Consider the following 12,521-nt stretch of genomic DNA (forward strand, 5'->3'; position numbering starts at 1 on the left):
CCGCCCAGCGGGGCCGCGCCGGACGGGTGCGTCGGCGCCGGCTGCGCGGCCCGCACGGGCGCGACCGGCATGCGCGGCGCGGCGCCCTGGGTCGGCAGCTCGAACAGAACCTGCACCGGCCGCTCGAACCACTCCGCGGCCAACGCTTCGATCTGGTGGGAAAAGTTCTTCCGCACCCAATCCAGCTTGAAGCGGTTGGGCGCGGCCACGCGCAGCACCGCCTGCGTCTCGTCATACGCAAGCGGGACCAGCGGTCGTATCCACGCGCTGATTTGTTGGGGGGGAAGTTCCTGCTCAAGACGACTGACGCAGGTCTGCCAGAATTCTTTCATGTCGCTCTTATTCAAACCTCGATTCTACCTTGCCTGGGCTGGGGTTATCCACAGGGCGCGCCATAAGTGTGCGCAGGGCGCACGCTTAACTGTTTGACAAGACAGGGAAAACTTGCTGAAATGGTGGGCTTTTCCGAATTCTGTCTGTCAGAAGGTTTCACAGCGAGCGTGACCGTTTGCAGGAAAGGACAGGGCTTGCGCGGGTTTGAGACTTGCGCTTTGGCCGGGCCATTGGCCTATCCACCTGGCTTTTCAGCACGGCAGCCGCTAATAGGTCGCCTGGGAATTTTCCCGGTCAGAGCCCCGTCTGCAGGTTGTTTTTTGCCGATGTTGCAAAAATGCCCGCCAGATACCCGCTACCTGAATACGCGACCAGGAACCCTCCGGGCAGGTCCCTTCTGACTTTTGTTCTTTTTGTGGATCGTCCATGAAACGTACCTACCAACCTTCCGTTACCCGTCGCAAGCGCACCCATGGTTTCCGCGTGCGTATGAAGACCCGCGCTGGCCGCGCCATCCTGAGCGCTCGCCGCGCCAAGGGCCGCAAGCGTCTGGCCGTCTAAGTCCGTGTCTTCCGGTCCTGCCGGAAACCTGACGCCCGATCCGCAGTCCATGCCGCGCGCCACGCTTCCCCCGGAGGCGCGGCTGCATCGCCCCTCCGAGTTCGCCGCCGCCCTCAAAGGCCGGCGTCTTGCCCGAGGGGCTTTCTTCATTGTGAGCGCCGCTCCCAATGAGCTGCCCGCCGGCCAGGAAGCCTGCGCCCGCCTGGGCCTGGTGATCGCCAAGCGCTTTGCCGCGCACGCCAGCACCCGCAACGCCTTGAAGCGGGTCATCCGCGAGGCGTTCCGCCATCGGCGCCTGGAGCTGCCCGCGCGCGACTACGTCGTGCGGCTGCACAGCAAGGTCGCGCCCGCCACGCTCACCGCGCTGAAACGCAGTGCGCGAGCCGAAGTGGACGCTCACTTTGGACGCATCGCGCGATGACCGGGCGCAGCCGCAGGCTGGGGGCCGCTTTACTCATTGCCCCGATCCGGTTCTACAGGTTCTTCCTGAGTCCCTGGATCGGACGGCAGTGCCGCTTTACCCCGACCTGCTCGGCCTATGCGATCGAGGCGATCGAGCGCCACGGCGCCGGCCGCGGCTTCTGGCTCGCGCTGCGGCGCATCGGCCGCTGCCACCCGTGGTCGCCGGGCGGCCTGGACCCGGTTCCGCCGGCCAAGGGAACCAATGGCGCCCCGCGCTGTTCCCACAGCCACCGCATCGAGCATGATTGACGCTAAACTGGCGGGCTTTGCTGGCCCGTATTCACTTCAGTAGGCACCATGGATATCCGACGAACCGTCCTCTGGATGATTTTTTCCTTCTCGCTGTTGCTCCTATGGAACAACTGGCAGATCCATAACGGCAAGCCGTCGCTGTTCGGGGGCCCCACGCCCACGGCCAGCACGAGCGACCCGCAGGCTGCGGCCAACAACCAGGCTTCGAACGCCACGCCCTCGGTGCCCAGCGCGCCCGCGGCGGCTCCCGCCTCGGCCGTTCCCGGCGCCACCGCCCCCGCGGCCGCCGCGCGCTCGGAAGAAGTCGTCATCACCACCGACGTGCTGCGCCTGACGTTCGACACCATGGGCGCCCAGCTGGTGCGCGCCGAGCTGCTGAAGTACCCGGCCACCGGCCAGCCCGACAAGCCCACGGTGCTGCTGGACCGCTCCGCCGGCCTGAACTACGTGGTGCAGACCGGCGTGGTCGGCGCACCCAACGGCCAGAGCTTCCCCACCCACCAGACGCCGTTCCGCGTCGTATCGTCCGAGCGCCAGCTGACCGGCGACAGCCTGGTCGTCGCCTTCGAGGGCGAGTCCGGCGGCGTGAAGGTCACCAAGACCTTCACGCTGCACCGCGGCCGCTACGACATCGACGTGCGCCACGATCTGGCCAACACCGGCTCCGCCGCCGTGACGCCCTCGCTGTACCTGCAGCTCGAGCGCGACGGCAACGACCCGGCCGACACCTCCAGCTTCTATCACACCTTCACCGGCTTCGCGGTCTATTCCGAGCAGGACAAGTTCCAGAAAGCCACCTTCAGCGACATCGAGAAGAAGAAGGCCAGCTACATCAAGCAGGCGGACAACGGCTGGATCGCCGTGGTGCAGCACTATTTCGCCACCGCCTGGGTGCCGCCGCAGGGCAAGCCGCGCACCAACGAACTGCTGGAAGTGCAGAAGAACCTGTACGCCGCCCGCAGCATCGAAGCCGTCGGCGAAGTCGCCCCGGGCGCTTCCGCGCGCGTCGATTCGCACCTGTGGGTCGGCCCGCAGGACCAGAAGGCCATGGCGGCGCTCGCCCCCGGCCTGGAACTGGTGGTCGACTACGGCTGGCTGACCATCATCGCCAAGCCGCTGTTCAAGCTGATGACCTGGCTGCACTCCATCCTGGGCAACTGGGGCTGGACCATCGTGGCGCTGACCGTGCTGATCAAGGCCGTGTTCTACCCGCTGGCCGCCGCCAGCTACCGCTCCATGGCCCGCATGAAGCAGGTGGCTCCGCGCCTGCAGGCGCTGAAGGAAAAGTACGGCGACGACAAGCAGAAGCTCAACGCCGCCATGATGGAGATGTACCGCACCGAGAAGATCAACCCGCTGGGCGGGTGCCTGCCGATGGTGGTGCAGATCCCGGTGTTCATCTCGCTGTACTGGGTGCTGCTGGCCAGCGTGGAAATGCGCGGCGCGCCGTGGATTCTGTGGGTCCACGACCTGTCGATCCGCGACCCGTTCTTCATTCTGCCCGCCATCATGATGGCCACCATGTTCCTGCAGATCAAGCTGAACCCCACGCCGCCGGACCCCGTGCAGGCCAAGGTCATGATGATCATGCCGCTGGTGTTCGGCGGAATGATGTTCTTCTTCCCGGCCGGCCTGGTGCTGTACTGGTGCGTCAACAACATCCTGTCGATCGCGCAGCAGTGGTCCATCACCCGCGCCATCCAGCGCAAGGCGGAAGCGGCGGCGAACCGCTGATCGCCCCGCTGCAAGCGAAAAACCGGCCCCGTCATCGGGGCCGGTTTTTTTTCGTCCGCGCTGGCCCCTGTGCGATAGTTATTTTTTATCAAGCCAGCTATTGCAATCAACTTCACAACGTCATGCAGGCCACCTATGATGGGCAGGCGTCGGGTCCCGGCCGGCCCGTGCATCAACTCAAGGAGCGTGCAATGAACGACAAGAAGCATCTGACCACCGCCTCCGGGGCGCCCGTGGCGGACAACAACAACACCATGACGGCGGGCCCCCGCGGCCCGGCGCTGTTGCAGGACTTCTGGCTGATCGAAAAGCTCGCCCACTTCGACCGCGAGCGCATCCCTGAACGGGTGGTGCACGCCAAGGGCTCGGGTGCCTACGGCACCTTTACCGTCACCCACGACATCACGCGCTACACCCGCGCCAGCCTCTTTTCCCAGGTCGGCAAGCAGACGCCCCTGTTCCTGCGCTTTTCCACGGTGGCCGGCGAACGCGGCGCGGCCGACGCCGAACGCGACGTGCGCGGCTTCGCCATCAAGTTCTACACCGACGAAGGCAACTGGGACCTGGTGGGCAACAACACCCCCGTGTTCTTCATCCGCGACCCGCTGAAATTCCCCGATTTCATCCACACGCAGAAACGCGACCCCAAGACCAACCTGCGCAGCGCCACGGCCGCCTGGGATTTCTGGTCGCTCAATCCCGAATCGCTGCACCAGGTCACCACCCTGATGAGCGACCGCGGCATTCCGGCCAACCTGCGCCAGCAGCACGGTTTCGGCTCGCACACGTTCAGCTTCATCAACAAGGACGGCGAACGCTTCTACGTGAAATTCCACTTCAAGTCGCAGCAGGGCATCGCCTGTCTGACCGACGAAGAAGCGGCCCAGGTCGTGGCCCACGACCGCGAAAGCTCGCAGCGCGACCTGTTCGACAACATCGAGCAGGGCAACTTCCCGAAGTGGACGCTGAAGGTGCAGATCATGCCCGAGGCCGAAGCCGCGACCTACCACATCAACCCCTTCGACCTGACCAAGGTCTGGCCGCACGGCGACTACCCGCTGATCGAGGTCGGGGTGCTGGAACTGAACAGGAACCCGGAAAACTACTTCGCCGAAGTGGAGCAGGCCGCCTTCACGCCGGCCAACGTGGTGCCCGGCATCGGCTTCTCGCCGGACAAGATGCTGCAGGGCCGGCTGTTCTCGTATGGCGACACGCACCGCTACCGCCTGGGCATCAACCATCACCAGATTCCGGTGAACGCGCCGCGCTGCCCCTTCCACAGCTTCCACCGCGACGGCGCCGGACGCGTGGACGGCAACGCCGGCGGCACCCTGAACTACGAGCCCAACAGCTTCGGCGAATGGAAGGAAACCCCGTCCGCCGCCGAGCCGCCGCTGCCGCTGGACGGCCAGGCCGCGGCGCGCTGGAACCACCGCGTGGACGATGACTACTATTCGCAGCCGGGCGCGCTGTTCCGCCTGATGACGCCGGCCCAGCAGGAACTGCTCTTCGGCAACATCGGCCGCCACATGGCCGGCGTGCCCGAGGAAATCCAGCGCCGCCAGCTGGAGCACTTCCGCAAGGCCGATCCGGCCTACGCGGCCGGCGTGGCCAAGGCGCTGGGACTGAAGCTGTAATTCCCTGCGCCGGCAGCAAAGGCGGCCCTTGCGGGCCGCCTTTTTTCATTGCCGCTCGCGACCGTTCAGCGCTGCATGCCCCAGCGCCTGACCGTCAGGCGCTCCAGCGTGTCGAATCCCAGGTTTTCCACAAGCAGGCCGATGATGACGACGGCCGCCAGCCCGGCGAACACGCGGTCTGTGTACAACTCGTTGCGGTTCTGGAAGATGTACCAGCCCAGGCCGCCCTTGCCGCTGGACGCGCCGAACACCAGCTCGGCCGCGATCAGGGTGCGCCAGGCGAAGGCCCAGCCGATGCGCAGCCCCGCCAGGATGGCGGGCAGCGCCGCCGGCACCAGGATCTGCAGCACGTAGCGCAGGCCGCCCAGGCCGTAGTTGCGCCCCGCCATGCGCAGCGTCTCGGACACGCCCAGAAAGCCCGCATACATGTTCAGGGCCAGCGCCCACAGCACGGAATGGATCAGCACGAACACCAGGCTGCCCGTCCCCAGGCCGAACCACAGCAGCGCCAGCGGCAGGAGCGCGATGGCCGGCAGCGGATTGAACATGGCGGTCAGGGTCGACAGCAGGTCGCGCCCGAAGCGCGTCGAGACGGCCAGCGTGGTCAGCACGAAAGCCAGGGCCACGCCGGCCGCGTAGCCCTGCACCAGCACCTGCAACGACTGCGCGGCGCGGGCCGGCAGTTCGCCGCCGGCCAGGCCCTGCGCGAAGGCCTGCGCCGTCTGCAGGGCGCCGGGCAGCAGCAGTTCGTTGTCGGTATAGCGCGCGGCCAGCTCCCAGATGCCGGCCAGCAGCGCCAGGATGGCCAGCTTGCGCAGGCCGGCATGCTGCCACAGGCGTTCATGCCAGGGCAGCGGCGTTTCCGCGGCCTGCGCCGGCAGCGGCGGCAACGCGTATTCGATCTCGGGCCGGATCGGGACCGGCCCGGCATGGACGTGATTCATGCTTGCTCCTCAGGCCGCGGCCCGCTGGGCCGGCTGCGGCGCCGGCTCGAACAACAGGTCGTGGATGCGCCGGGCGGCCGCCTGGAAGGCCGCCGATCCCTGGCTGTGCAGGCCGAAGGCATGCGCGTTCAGCTCGGCCCGCACCCGGCCCGGATGCGGCGACAGCAGCAGTATGCGGCTGCCCAGCACCAGGGCCTCTTCGATGGAATGGGTGACGAACAGCAGCGTGAACCGCACCTCTTCCCACAGCGCCATCAGCTCTTCCTGCATGCGCCGGCGCGTGAGCGCGTCCAGCGCGGCGAAGGGTTCGTCCATCAGCAGCACGCGCGGCTGCATGGCCAGGGCGCGGGCGATGGCCACGCGCTGCTTCATGCCGCCCGACAGCGTGTGCGGATAGGCGTCGGCGAAGGCGGACAGGCCCACTTTCTCCAGATAATGCATGGCGCGTTCGTCGGCTTCGCGCCGCCCCAGCCTGCGCGCGGCCAGCAACGGGAACGCGACGTTCTGGCGCAGGGTCTTCCAGGGCGGCAGCTGGTCGAATTCCTGGAACACCACGATGCGGTCCGGCCCCGGGCCGCGCACGGCCTGGCCGTCGATCTCGATGCGCCCTTCGGTGGGCGGGATGAACCCCGCGATGGCCTTGAGCAGGGTCGACTTGCCGCAGCCCGACGCCCCTAGCAGGATCGTGCGCTCGCCCTCGTGCACCGAGAAACTGGCCTGGTGCGTGGCGCGCACCCGCCGGTCGCGCGTCTTGTATTCGATCGACACCTTATCCACAAGCAGCAGGGGCGCGGGCTTGTCAGGCTTATCCACAGGCGTGGCGGCGGTCAGGCCCATATCAGCTGCCTTGCGCCGTGAGCGGATCGTCGAAGAAATAATCCTGCCAGCTCGCCGGCGCGTTCTTGATCGCGCCCACCTTGTGCATGAACTCGGCCAGCGCATAGGTGTTCTGCGGCGCCAGCTTGAACTGCACGTCCGGATTCTTGATGACCCCGATCAGAAAGCCGCGGTCCAGCTTGGCGCCGGTGACGCGCAGGTAGGTATCGGCGGCCTGTTCCGGATGGGCGGCGGCGAAGGCGGCCGCTTCCTGCAAGGCGGCCTGGAACGCCTTGTAGGTCTTGGGATTTTCCTTGCGGAATTTTTCCGTCGCGAACAGCACGGTGGAGGAGCTGGGTCCGCCCAGTACGTCGTACGATTTGAGGACGATGCGCGCCTTGGGGTTTTCGGCCAGCTCCTGTTCCTGGAACGGCGGATTGCCGAAATGCGCCGTGATCTCGGTGCCGCCGGCGATGATGGCGGCCGCGGCGTCCGGATGCGGCAGGGCCACCGACAGCTTGTCCAGCTTGTTGTACTGCGCATCGCCCCACAGCTTGGCCGAGGCCAGCTGCAGCACGCGCGACTGCACCGAGACGCCCACCGAGGGCACGGCGATGCGGTCCTTGTCGGTGAAATCCGCGATCGTCTTCACGTCCGGATTGTTGCTGACCAGGTAATAGGGAAAGTTGCCCAGCGAGGCCACGCCCTTGACGTTCTGCTTGCCGCGCGTGCGGTCCCAGATCGTCAAAAGCGGCCCGACGCCGGCCCCCGCGATATCCACAGCCCCCGACAGCAGCGCGTCATTGACCGCCGAGCCGCCGGACAGCTTGGCCCATTCGACCGAGATGTCCAGGCCTTCGGCCTTGCCGTGCTTCTCGATCAGTTGCTGGTCGCGGGCCACGTTGAGCAGCAGGTACACGATGCCGTACTGCTCGGCGATGCGGATGCGGCCTTCGGCCAGCGCCGGCGTCGGCGAGGCGAGCGCCAGCACGGCCAGCGCCAGCGCAAGACCCGCGCCGGTGGCGGCGCGGATGAAGCGGTCCCTCAGGTTGGAAGAAAAATGCATGGCGTTCCTTGTGGATAAATCGTGGGGCGGGCGCGGGCGCCGGTTTTCAGAACGGCATATCGCCTTCGATGGTGGTGCGGTACAGCTTGCGGCGCAGGTGGTCCGGCGTGCCGGCGGCCAGGTGGATCAGCGAGCGGTTGTCCCAGAACACCAGGTCGTGGGGCTGCCATTGGTGGCGGTAGATGTGTTCGGGCCGGATGCTGTGGGCGAACAGCTCGTCCAGGATCTGGCGGCTCTCGTCCTCGGGCAGGCCTTCGATGCGGGTGGTGAAGCCTTCGCTGACGAACAGCGCGCGGCGGCCCGATTCGGGATGCGTGCGCACCACGGGATGAACGACTTCCTGCACCTGCGCCAGCTGCTGCGCGCTCAGGTCGGGACGCCAGGCGCCTTCCTTCTGCAGCTGCCCGTACTTGGCCAGGTAGGAATGCACGGCGCGCCTGCCTTGCACGGCATCGCGCAGCGCGGCGGGCAGCGTGTCGTAGGCCAGGTGCATGTTGGCGAAAAGCGTGTCGCCGCCCTGCGCCGGCAGTTCCTGCGCATGCAGCAGCGAGCCCAGGCTGGGCAGCGCCTTGTACGAGATGTCCGAATGCCAGTACTTGCCGGCGTCGCCCAGGCCCACCGGCTTGCCGTTTTCCACGATGTTGGACACGACCAGGATCTCCGGATGTCCGGGCAGGTGGAATTGATGCAGCACGTGGATCATCAGGCGGCCGAAGCGGCGGCTGAAATCGATGTGCTGCTGCGGCGTGATGCGCTGGTCGCGGAACACCAGCAGATGGTGGTCCAGATGGGCCCGGTGGACCCGGGCGAAATCGGCCGCGTCGAGTTCCTGCGACAGGTCGATGCCGACGATTTCGGCGCCCATCGCGCGCGCCAGCGGGCGGATTTCGAAATCCTGGGGGGCGGGGGCGCCGGCGTAACGCGGCGCGGTGTGCGCTTCGGGCAGGCGCAGCGCGTTGCTCTGGGACATGGATCGCTCCTTGCGGTTGGGCCGCCGGCCGGGCCGGCATTGGAGCGATCCATTATGAAAAGCCGGCAGCCCGGCACCAACGAATTATTCGGCCTTTGTTCAAGCCGCTCCGGCATAAAGGGGACTGTGCCGGCCTGTGGATAAACCTATGGATAAGCCTGGAGACAAGCCCGGGAAAAGCGGTGAATAGCCGGTGGATACCCAGGGGATATCCCGGTGGATAGCCGGTGGAAAGCCAGTGGACAGGCGGTGCACAACCCGGCCCGCGCATGGAAAAAGGCGCGGACCCCGACGGTTCCGCGCCTTTTAAATCAATGACTTGCGTATATCAGGGGGCGGCCAGGAAGGTCTGAGCCAGTTTCACCCAGTAAGTCGCGCCCACCGGCAGCAGGGCGTCGTTGAAGTCGTAATTCGGGTTGTGCAGCTGGCACGGCCCCATGCCGTGATAGGTTTCCAGCCGGTGCCCGCCGTCGCCGTTGCCCAGGAACAGGTAGGCGCCCGGCACCGCCTCCAGGAAGAAGGAAAAGTCCTCGGCGCCCATGAAGGGCGGCATGTCCCGCAGCACCTGGTCGGCGCCGAACACGTCTTCGGCCACCTGGGCGGCGAAGGCCGTTTCCTTTTCCCAGTTCACCAGCGGCGGATAGGCCCGCACGAAGTCCAGTTCGCCCGTGCCGCCGTATACCTGGGGCAGCGTGGTGGCGATGCGGCGCATGTCGGATTCGATCTTGTCCAGCGCCTCCACCGTATAGGTGCGCACGGTGCCGCGCAGCACGGCCTCGCCGGGAATCACGTTGTAGGCGTCGCCGGCGTGGATCTGCGTGATCGACAGCACCGCCTGGTCCAGCGGATTCTTGCTGCGCGAGATCACCGTCTGCAGCGCATGCACCATGTCGGCCGCCACCACGATGGGATCGACCGAGGCGTGCGGCTGCGCCGCGTGGCCGCCCACGCCCTTGATGACGATGTCCCAGCGGTTGCTGGAAGCCATGGTCGGCCCGGCGCGGAACCCGAACTGGTTGACCGGCATGCCCGGCATGTTGTGGATGCCGAACACCGCGTCGCACGGAAAGCGGTCGAACAGGCCATCCTCCATCATGGCGCGCGCGCCGGCGTTGCCGCCTTCCTCGGCCGGCTGGAAGATGAACACGATGGTGCCGTCGAAGTCGCGATGCCTGGCCAGATACTGCGCCGCGCCCAGCAGCATGGTGGTGTGGCCGTCATGGCCGCAGCCGTGCATGCGCCCGCTGATCGTGGACTTGTGCGCGAAGCGGTTGTGCTCGGGCATGGGCAGGGCGTCCATGTCGGCGCGCAGCCCGATGGTTTTCTTGCCGCTGCCGGCGCGCAGCACGCCCACCACGCCGGTTTTCCCCAGCCCGGTGTGGACTTCCAGCCCCCACTCCCGCAGGCGTTCGGCCACCAGCGTGGAGGTGCGCGTTTCCTGGAAGGCGAGTTCGGGATGGGCGTGGATATCGCGGCGCAGCGCGGTCAGCTCGCCGTGCACGCGTTCGATTTCGGCTATGGTTTTCATGGCTGTGGATAAACGGTAGGAGTGTGGATAGGCGTTTTTTCTAGGCCGCGTCGTTCAAATGGCAGGCGCTGAGCTGGCCCGGCGCGACTTCCTTCAGCAGCGGCCGCTCGGCGGTGCAGCGCGGCATGGCGTGCGGACAGCGCGGATGGAAGGCGCAGCCGCTCGGCGGGTCCAGCGGCGAAGGCAGTTCGCCCTTGATCGGCTGGTACGTGCGCCGCCCCGGCTGCAGCGTCGGCAGTTCTTTCAGCAGGGCCTGGGTGTACGGATGGTTGGCGCGCCGGAAAACGGTGTCGGTGGGCGCCAGCTCCACCACGCGGCCCAGGTACATGATAGCCACGCGGTCTGAAATATGGCTGACCACGCTCAGGTTGTGGCTGATGAAAAGATAGGTCAGGTCCAGGTCGGCGCGCAATTGTTCGAACAGATTAAGCACCTGGGCCTGGATCGATACGTCCAGCGCGGCGACCGCCTCGTCGCACANAGCCACGCGGTCTGAAATATGGCTGACCACGCTCAGGTTGTGGCTGATGAAAAGATAGGTCAGGTCCAGGTCGGCGCGCAATTGTTCGAACAGATTAAGCACCTGGGCCTGGATCGATACGTCCAGCGCGGCGACCGCCTCGTCGCACACGATGACCGAAGGCTTGAGCGCCAGCGCCCGCGCAATACCTATGCGCTGCCTCTGGCCGCCCGAGAATTGATGGGGATAACGCTGTGCAAAACTCGCGTCCAGGCCCACCTGGCGCATCAGCCCCGCCACGTACTCGGCCTTGTCGCGCGAGCGCACCAGGCCGTGCGCCACCGGCGCCTCGCCGATGATCTCGCGCACCCGCATGCGCGGATTCAGCGAGGCGTAGGGGTCCTGGAAAATCATCTGCACGCCCAGTTCGTACGCCTTGCGCGCCGGGCCCGCCAGGTCCTGCACCGGCTTGCCCAGGTAATGCACCTCGCCGGCCGTCGGCGGCAGGATGCCGCAGACCACGCGGCCCAGCGTGGATTTTCCACAGCCCGACTCGCCCACGATGCCGATCACCTCGCCGGGCATCACGTCCAGGTCTACGCCGGCCACCGCGTGCACCACCTGCGTCTTCAGGCCCGCGCCCAGCAGATTGGCGATGCGGCCGGCCAGGTCCACGCGCTGCACGAAGCGCAGCTCGACCTGGCGCAGGGACAGGATGGGGCGGGAATCGGCGGCGTTCATTGGATGTCGGGGCCTCCTGCATGCCAGCAGCGCACCCATTGCGCCGGACGGACTTCCACGGGCTGCGGCTCGGCCAGACAGGCGTCGGTGGCGCGCGGGCAGCGCCCCCGGAACGCGCAGCCCGCCGGCAGGTTGAGCAGCGACGGCGTCATGCCGGGAATCGGCACCAGCGGCTTGCCGCGAGATTGCGGCGTGGGAATCGAGGCGATCAGGCCATGCGTGTAGGGATGCATGGGATGGCTGATCACGGCCTCGGTGCTGCCGGTTTCGACCACGCGGCCCGCGTACATCACGGCCACGCGGTCGGCCAGCCCGGCCACCACCGCCAGGTCATGCGTGATCCAGATCAGGCCGGTGCCGGTCTCGCGGCACAGCTTCTGCACTTCGAACAGGATCTGCCCCTGTATGGTCACGTCCAGCGCCGTGGTCGGCTCGTCGGCGATGATCAGGCGCGGCGAATTCAGCAGCGCGATCGCGATCGCCACGCGCTGGCGCATGCCGCCGGACAACTGGTGCGGATAGCTGCGCAGCCGCTCCTGCGGAGACGGAATGCCGACCATCGCCAGCGTTTGCAGGGCGCGCTGGCGCGCCTGTTCGCGCGTGGCCGGGCCGTGCGCCTGCACCGCCTCTATCATCTGCGTGTCCACGCGCAGCACCGGGTTCAGCGTCATCATCGGGTCCTGGAAGATCATCGCGATCTCCTGGCCGCGCAGCTGCCGCCAGCGCGCCGGCGTGGCGCCGCGCAGGTCTTCCCCGTTCAGCCGCAGCTCTCCGTCGACGATGCGGCCCGGCGGGTCCAGCAGCCCCATCAGCGAAAAGCCGGTAATGCTCTTGCCGGAGCCGGACTCGCCCACCAGCCCCAGGATCTCGCCTTCGGCCAGATGCAGGTCCACGCCGTCGACCGCCTTCACCACGCCGGCGCGCGTGAAGAAATGCGTCTTCAGCCCGCGCACTTCCAGGATGGAGCGCGGCGCGGCGGACGGGTTTTCCACAGGCTGGGTCTGCATCGCGGCGCCC

The 12,521-nt window shown here is 66.9% G+C and carries 13 protein-coding genes; 5 read left to right on the forward strand and 8 right to left on the reverse strand.

Features of this window, described 5'->3' with window-relative positions; genetic code table 11:
* Positions 1 to 332 (reverse strand): DnaA N-terminal domain-containing protein (locus tag C1I89_RS24075; protein WP_308810285.1); only part of this gene is annotated, 332 nt, incomplete at its 3' end.
* A 427-nt stretch (positions 333 to 759) separates the two neighbouring features.
* On the opposite strand from C1I89_RS24075, the gene rpmH reads away from it, so the two are divergent.
* The 5 genes from rpmH (at position 760) to C1I89_RS24100 (ending at position 4,979) form a co-directional block, all read left to right on the forward strand.
* Positions 760 to 894 (forward strand): 50S ribosomal protein L34, encoded by a 135-nt coding sequence (rpmH, locus tag C1I89_RS24080; RefSeq protein ID WP_006228069.1) that lies wholly within the window; start codon positions 760 to 762, stop codon positions 892 to 894.
* Between the two features lie 49 nt (positions 895 to 943).
* Positions 944 to 1,315 carry a ribonuclease P protein component gene (locus C1I89_RS24085; RefSeq protein WP_102774967.1) on the forward strand — a complete coding sequence of 124 codons (372 nt, stop codon included), beginning with the start codon at positions 944 to 946 and terminating at the stop codon, positions 1,313 to 1,315.
* Complete coding sequence (gene yidD / locus C1I89_RS24090; protein ID WP_102774968.1) at positions 1,312 to 1,605, forward strand: membrane protein insertion efficiency factor YidD; 294 nt, start codon at positions 1,312 to 1,314, stop codon at positions 1,603 to 1,605. Before C1I89_RS24085 ends, yidD begins: the two co-directional genes overlap by 4 nt.
* A gap of 48 nt (positions 1,606 to 1,653) precedes the next feature.
* The gene (yidC, locus tag C1I89_RS24095) at positions 1,654 to 3,342 is read left to right on the forward strand and encodes a membrane protein insertase YidC (protein ID WP_102774969.1); all 1,689 of its coding nucleotides are present in this window, start codon (positions 1,654 to 1,656) and stop codon (positions 3,340 to 3,342) included.
* Positions 3,343 to 3,533: 191 nt separating this feature from the next.
* Positions 3,534 to 4,979 (forward strand): catalase, encoded by a 1,446-nt coding sequence (locus tag C1I89_RS24100; RefSeq protein WP_102774970.1) that lies wholly within the window; start codon positions 3,534 to 3,536, stop codon positions 4,977 to 4,979.
* Positions 4,980 to 5,044: 65 nt separating this feature from the next.
* On the opposite strand, the gene C1I89_RS24105 is transcribed toward C1I89_RS24100, so the two are convergent.
* The 7 genes from C1I89_RS24105 to C1I89_RS24135 all read right to left on the reverse strand — a co-directional run bounded on the left by C1I89_RS24105 (position 5,045) and on the right by C1I89_RS24135 (position 12,511).
* The gene (locus C1I89_RS24105) at positions 5,045 to 5,923 is read right to left on the reverse strand and encodes an ABC transporter permease (protein WP_102774971.1); all 879 of its coding nucleotides are present in this window, start codon (positions 5,921 to 5,923) and stop codon (positions 5,045 to 5,047) included.
* A 9-nt stretch (positions 5,924 to 5,932) separates the two neighbouring features.
* Positions 5,933 to 6,760 (reverse strand): ABC transporter ATP-binding protein, encoded by an 828-nt coding sequence (locus C1I89_RS24110; protein WP_102774972.1) that lies wholly within the window; start codon positions 6,758 to 6,760, stop codon positions 5,933 to 5,935.
* Between the two features lies 1 nt (position 6,761).
* Positions 6,762 to 7,805, reverse strand: a complete 1,044-nt coding sequence (locus C1I89_RS24115; protein WP_102774973.1) for an ABC transporter substrate-binding protein — start codon at positions 7,803 to 7,805, stop codon at positions 6,762 to 6,764.
* A 46-nt stretch (positions 7,806 to 7,851) separates the two neighbouring features.
* Positions 7,852 to 8,775 (reverse strand): TauD/TfdA dioxygenase family protein, encoded by a 924-nt coding sequence (locus C1I89_RS24120; protein ID WP_102774974.1) that lies wholly within the window; start codon positions 8,773 to 8,775, stop codon positions 7,852 to 7,854.
* A gap of 328 nt (positions 8,776 to 9,103) precedes the next feature.
* Entirely contained in the window at positions 9,104 to 10,303 is a 1,200-nt protein-coding gene (locus tag C1I89_RS24125; protein WP_102774975.1) for a M20 aminoacylase family protein, read from the reverse strand.
* 40 nt (positions 10,304 to 10,343) lie between these two features.
* Entirely contained in the window at positions 10,344 to 11,504 is a 1,161-nt protein-coding gene (locus C1I89_RS24130; RefSeq protein WP_102774976.1) for an ABC transporter ATP-binding protein, read from the reverse strand.
* Positions 11,501 to 12,511 (reverse strand): ABC transporter ATP-binding protein, encoded by a 1,011-nt coding sequence (locus C1I89_RS24135; protein WP_102774977.1) that lies wholly within the window; start codon positions 12,509 to 12,511, stop codon positions 11,501 to 11,503. The genes C1I89_RS24130 and C1I89_RS24135 overlap by 4 nt, the downstream gene beginning before the upstream one ends.
* Positions 12,512 to 12,521: the final 10 nt, after the last annotated feature.

Source organism: Achromobacter pulmonis, from assembly GCF_002885955.2.
GTDB lineage: Bacteria > Pseudomonadota > Gammaproteobacteria > Burkholderiales > Burkholderiaceae_B > Achromobacter > Achromobacter pulmonis_A.

Excerpts from the sequence above, each read along its gene's own strand:
- rpmH (WP_006228069.1), top strand. The coding sequence starts at position 760 with ATGAAACGTACCTACCAACCTTCCGTTACCCGTCGCAAGCGCACCCAT.
- C1I89_RS24085 (WP_102774967.1), top strand. The coding sequence starts at position 944 with ATGCCGCGCGCCACGCTTCCCCCGGAGGCGCGGCTGCATCGCCCCTCC.
- yidD (WP_102774968.1), top strand. The coding sequence starts at position 1,312 with ATGACCGGGCGCAGCCGCAGGCTGGGGGCCGCTTTACTCATTGCCCCG.
- yidC (WP_102774969.1), top strand. The coding sequence starts at position 1,654 with ATGGATATCCGACGAACCGTCCTCTGGATGATTTTTTCCTTCTCGCTG.
- C1I89_RS24100 (WP_102774970.1), top strand. The coding sequence starts at position 3,534 with ATGAACGACAAGAAGCATCTGACCACCGCCTCCGGGGCGCCCGTGGCG.
- C1I89_RS24105 (WP_102774971.1), bottom strand. The coding sequence starts at position 5,923 with ATGAATCACGTCCATGCCGGGCCGGTCCCGATCCGGCCCGAGATCGAA.
- C1I89_RS24110 (WP_102774972.1), bottom strand. The coding sequence starts at position 6,760 with ATGGGCCTGACCGCCGCCACGCCTGTGGATAAGCCTGACAAGCCCGCG.
- C1I89_RS24115 (WP_102774973.1), bottom strand. The coding sequence starts at position 7,805 with ATGCATTTTTCTTCCAACCTGAGGGACCGCTTCATCCGCGCCGCCACC.
- C1I89_RS24120 (WP_102774974.1), bottom strand. The coding sequence starts at position 8,775 with ATGTCCCAGAGCAACGCGCTGCGCCTGCCCGAAGCGCACACCGCGCCG.
- C1I89_RS24125 (WP_102774975.1), bottom strand. The coding sequence starts at position 10,303 with ATGAAAACCATAGCCGAAATCGAACGCGTGCACGGCGAGCTGACCGCG.
- C1I89_RS24135 (WP_102774977.1), bottom strand. The coding sequence starts at position 12,511 with ATGCAGACCCAGCCTGTGGAAAACCCGTCCGCCGCGCCGCGCTCCATC.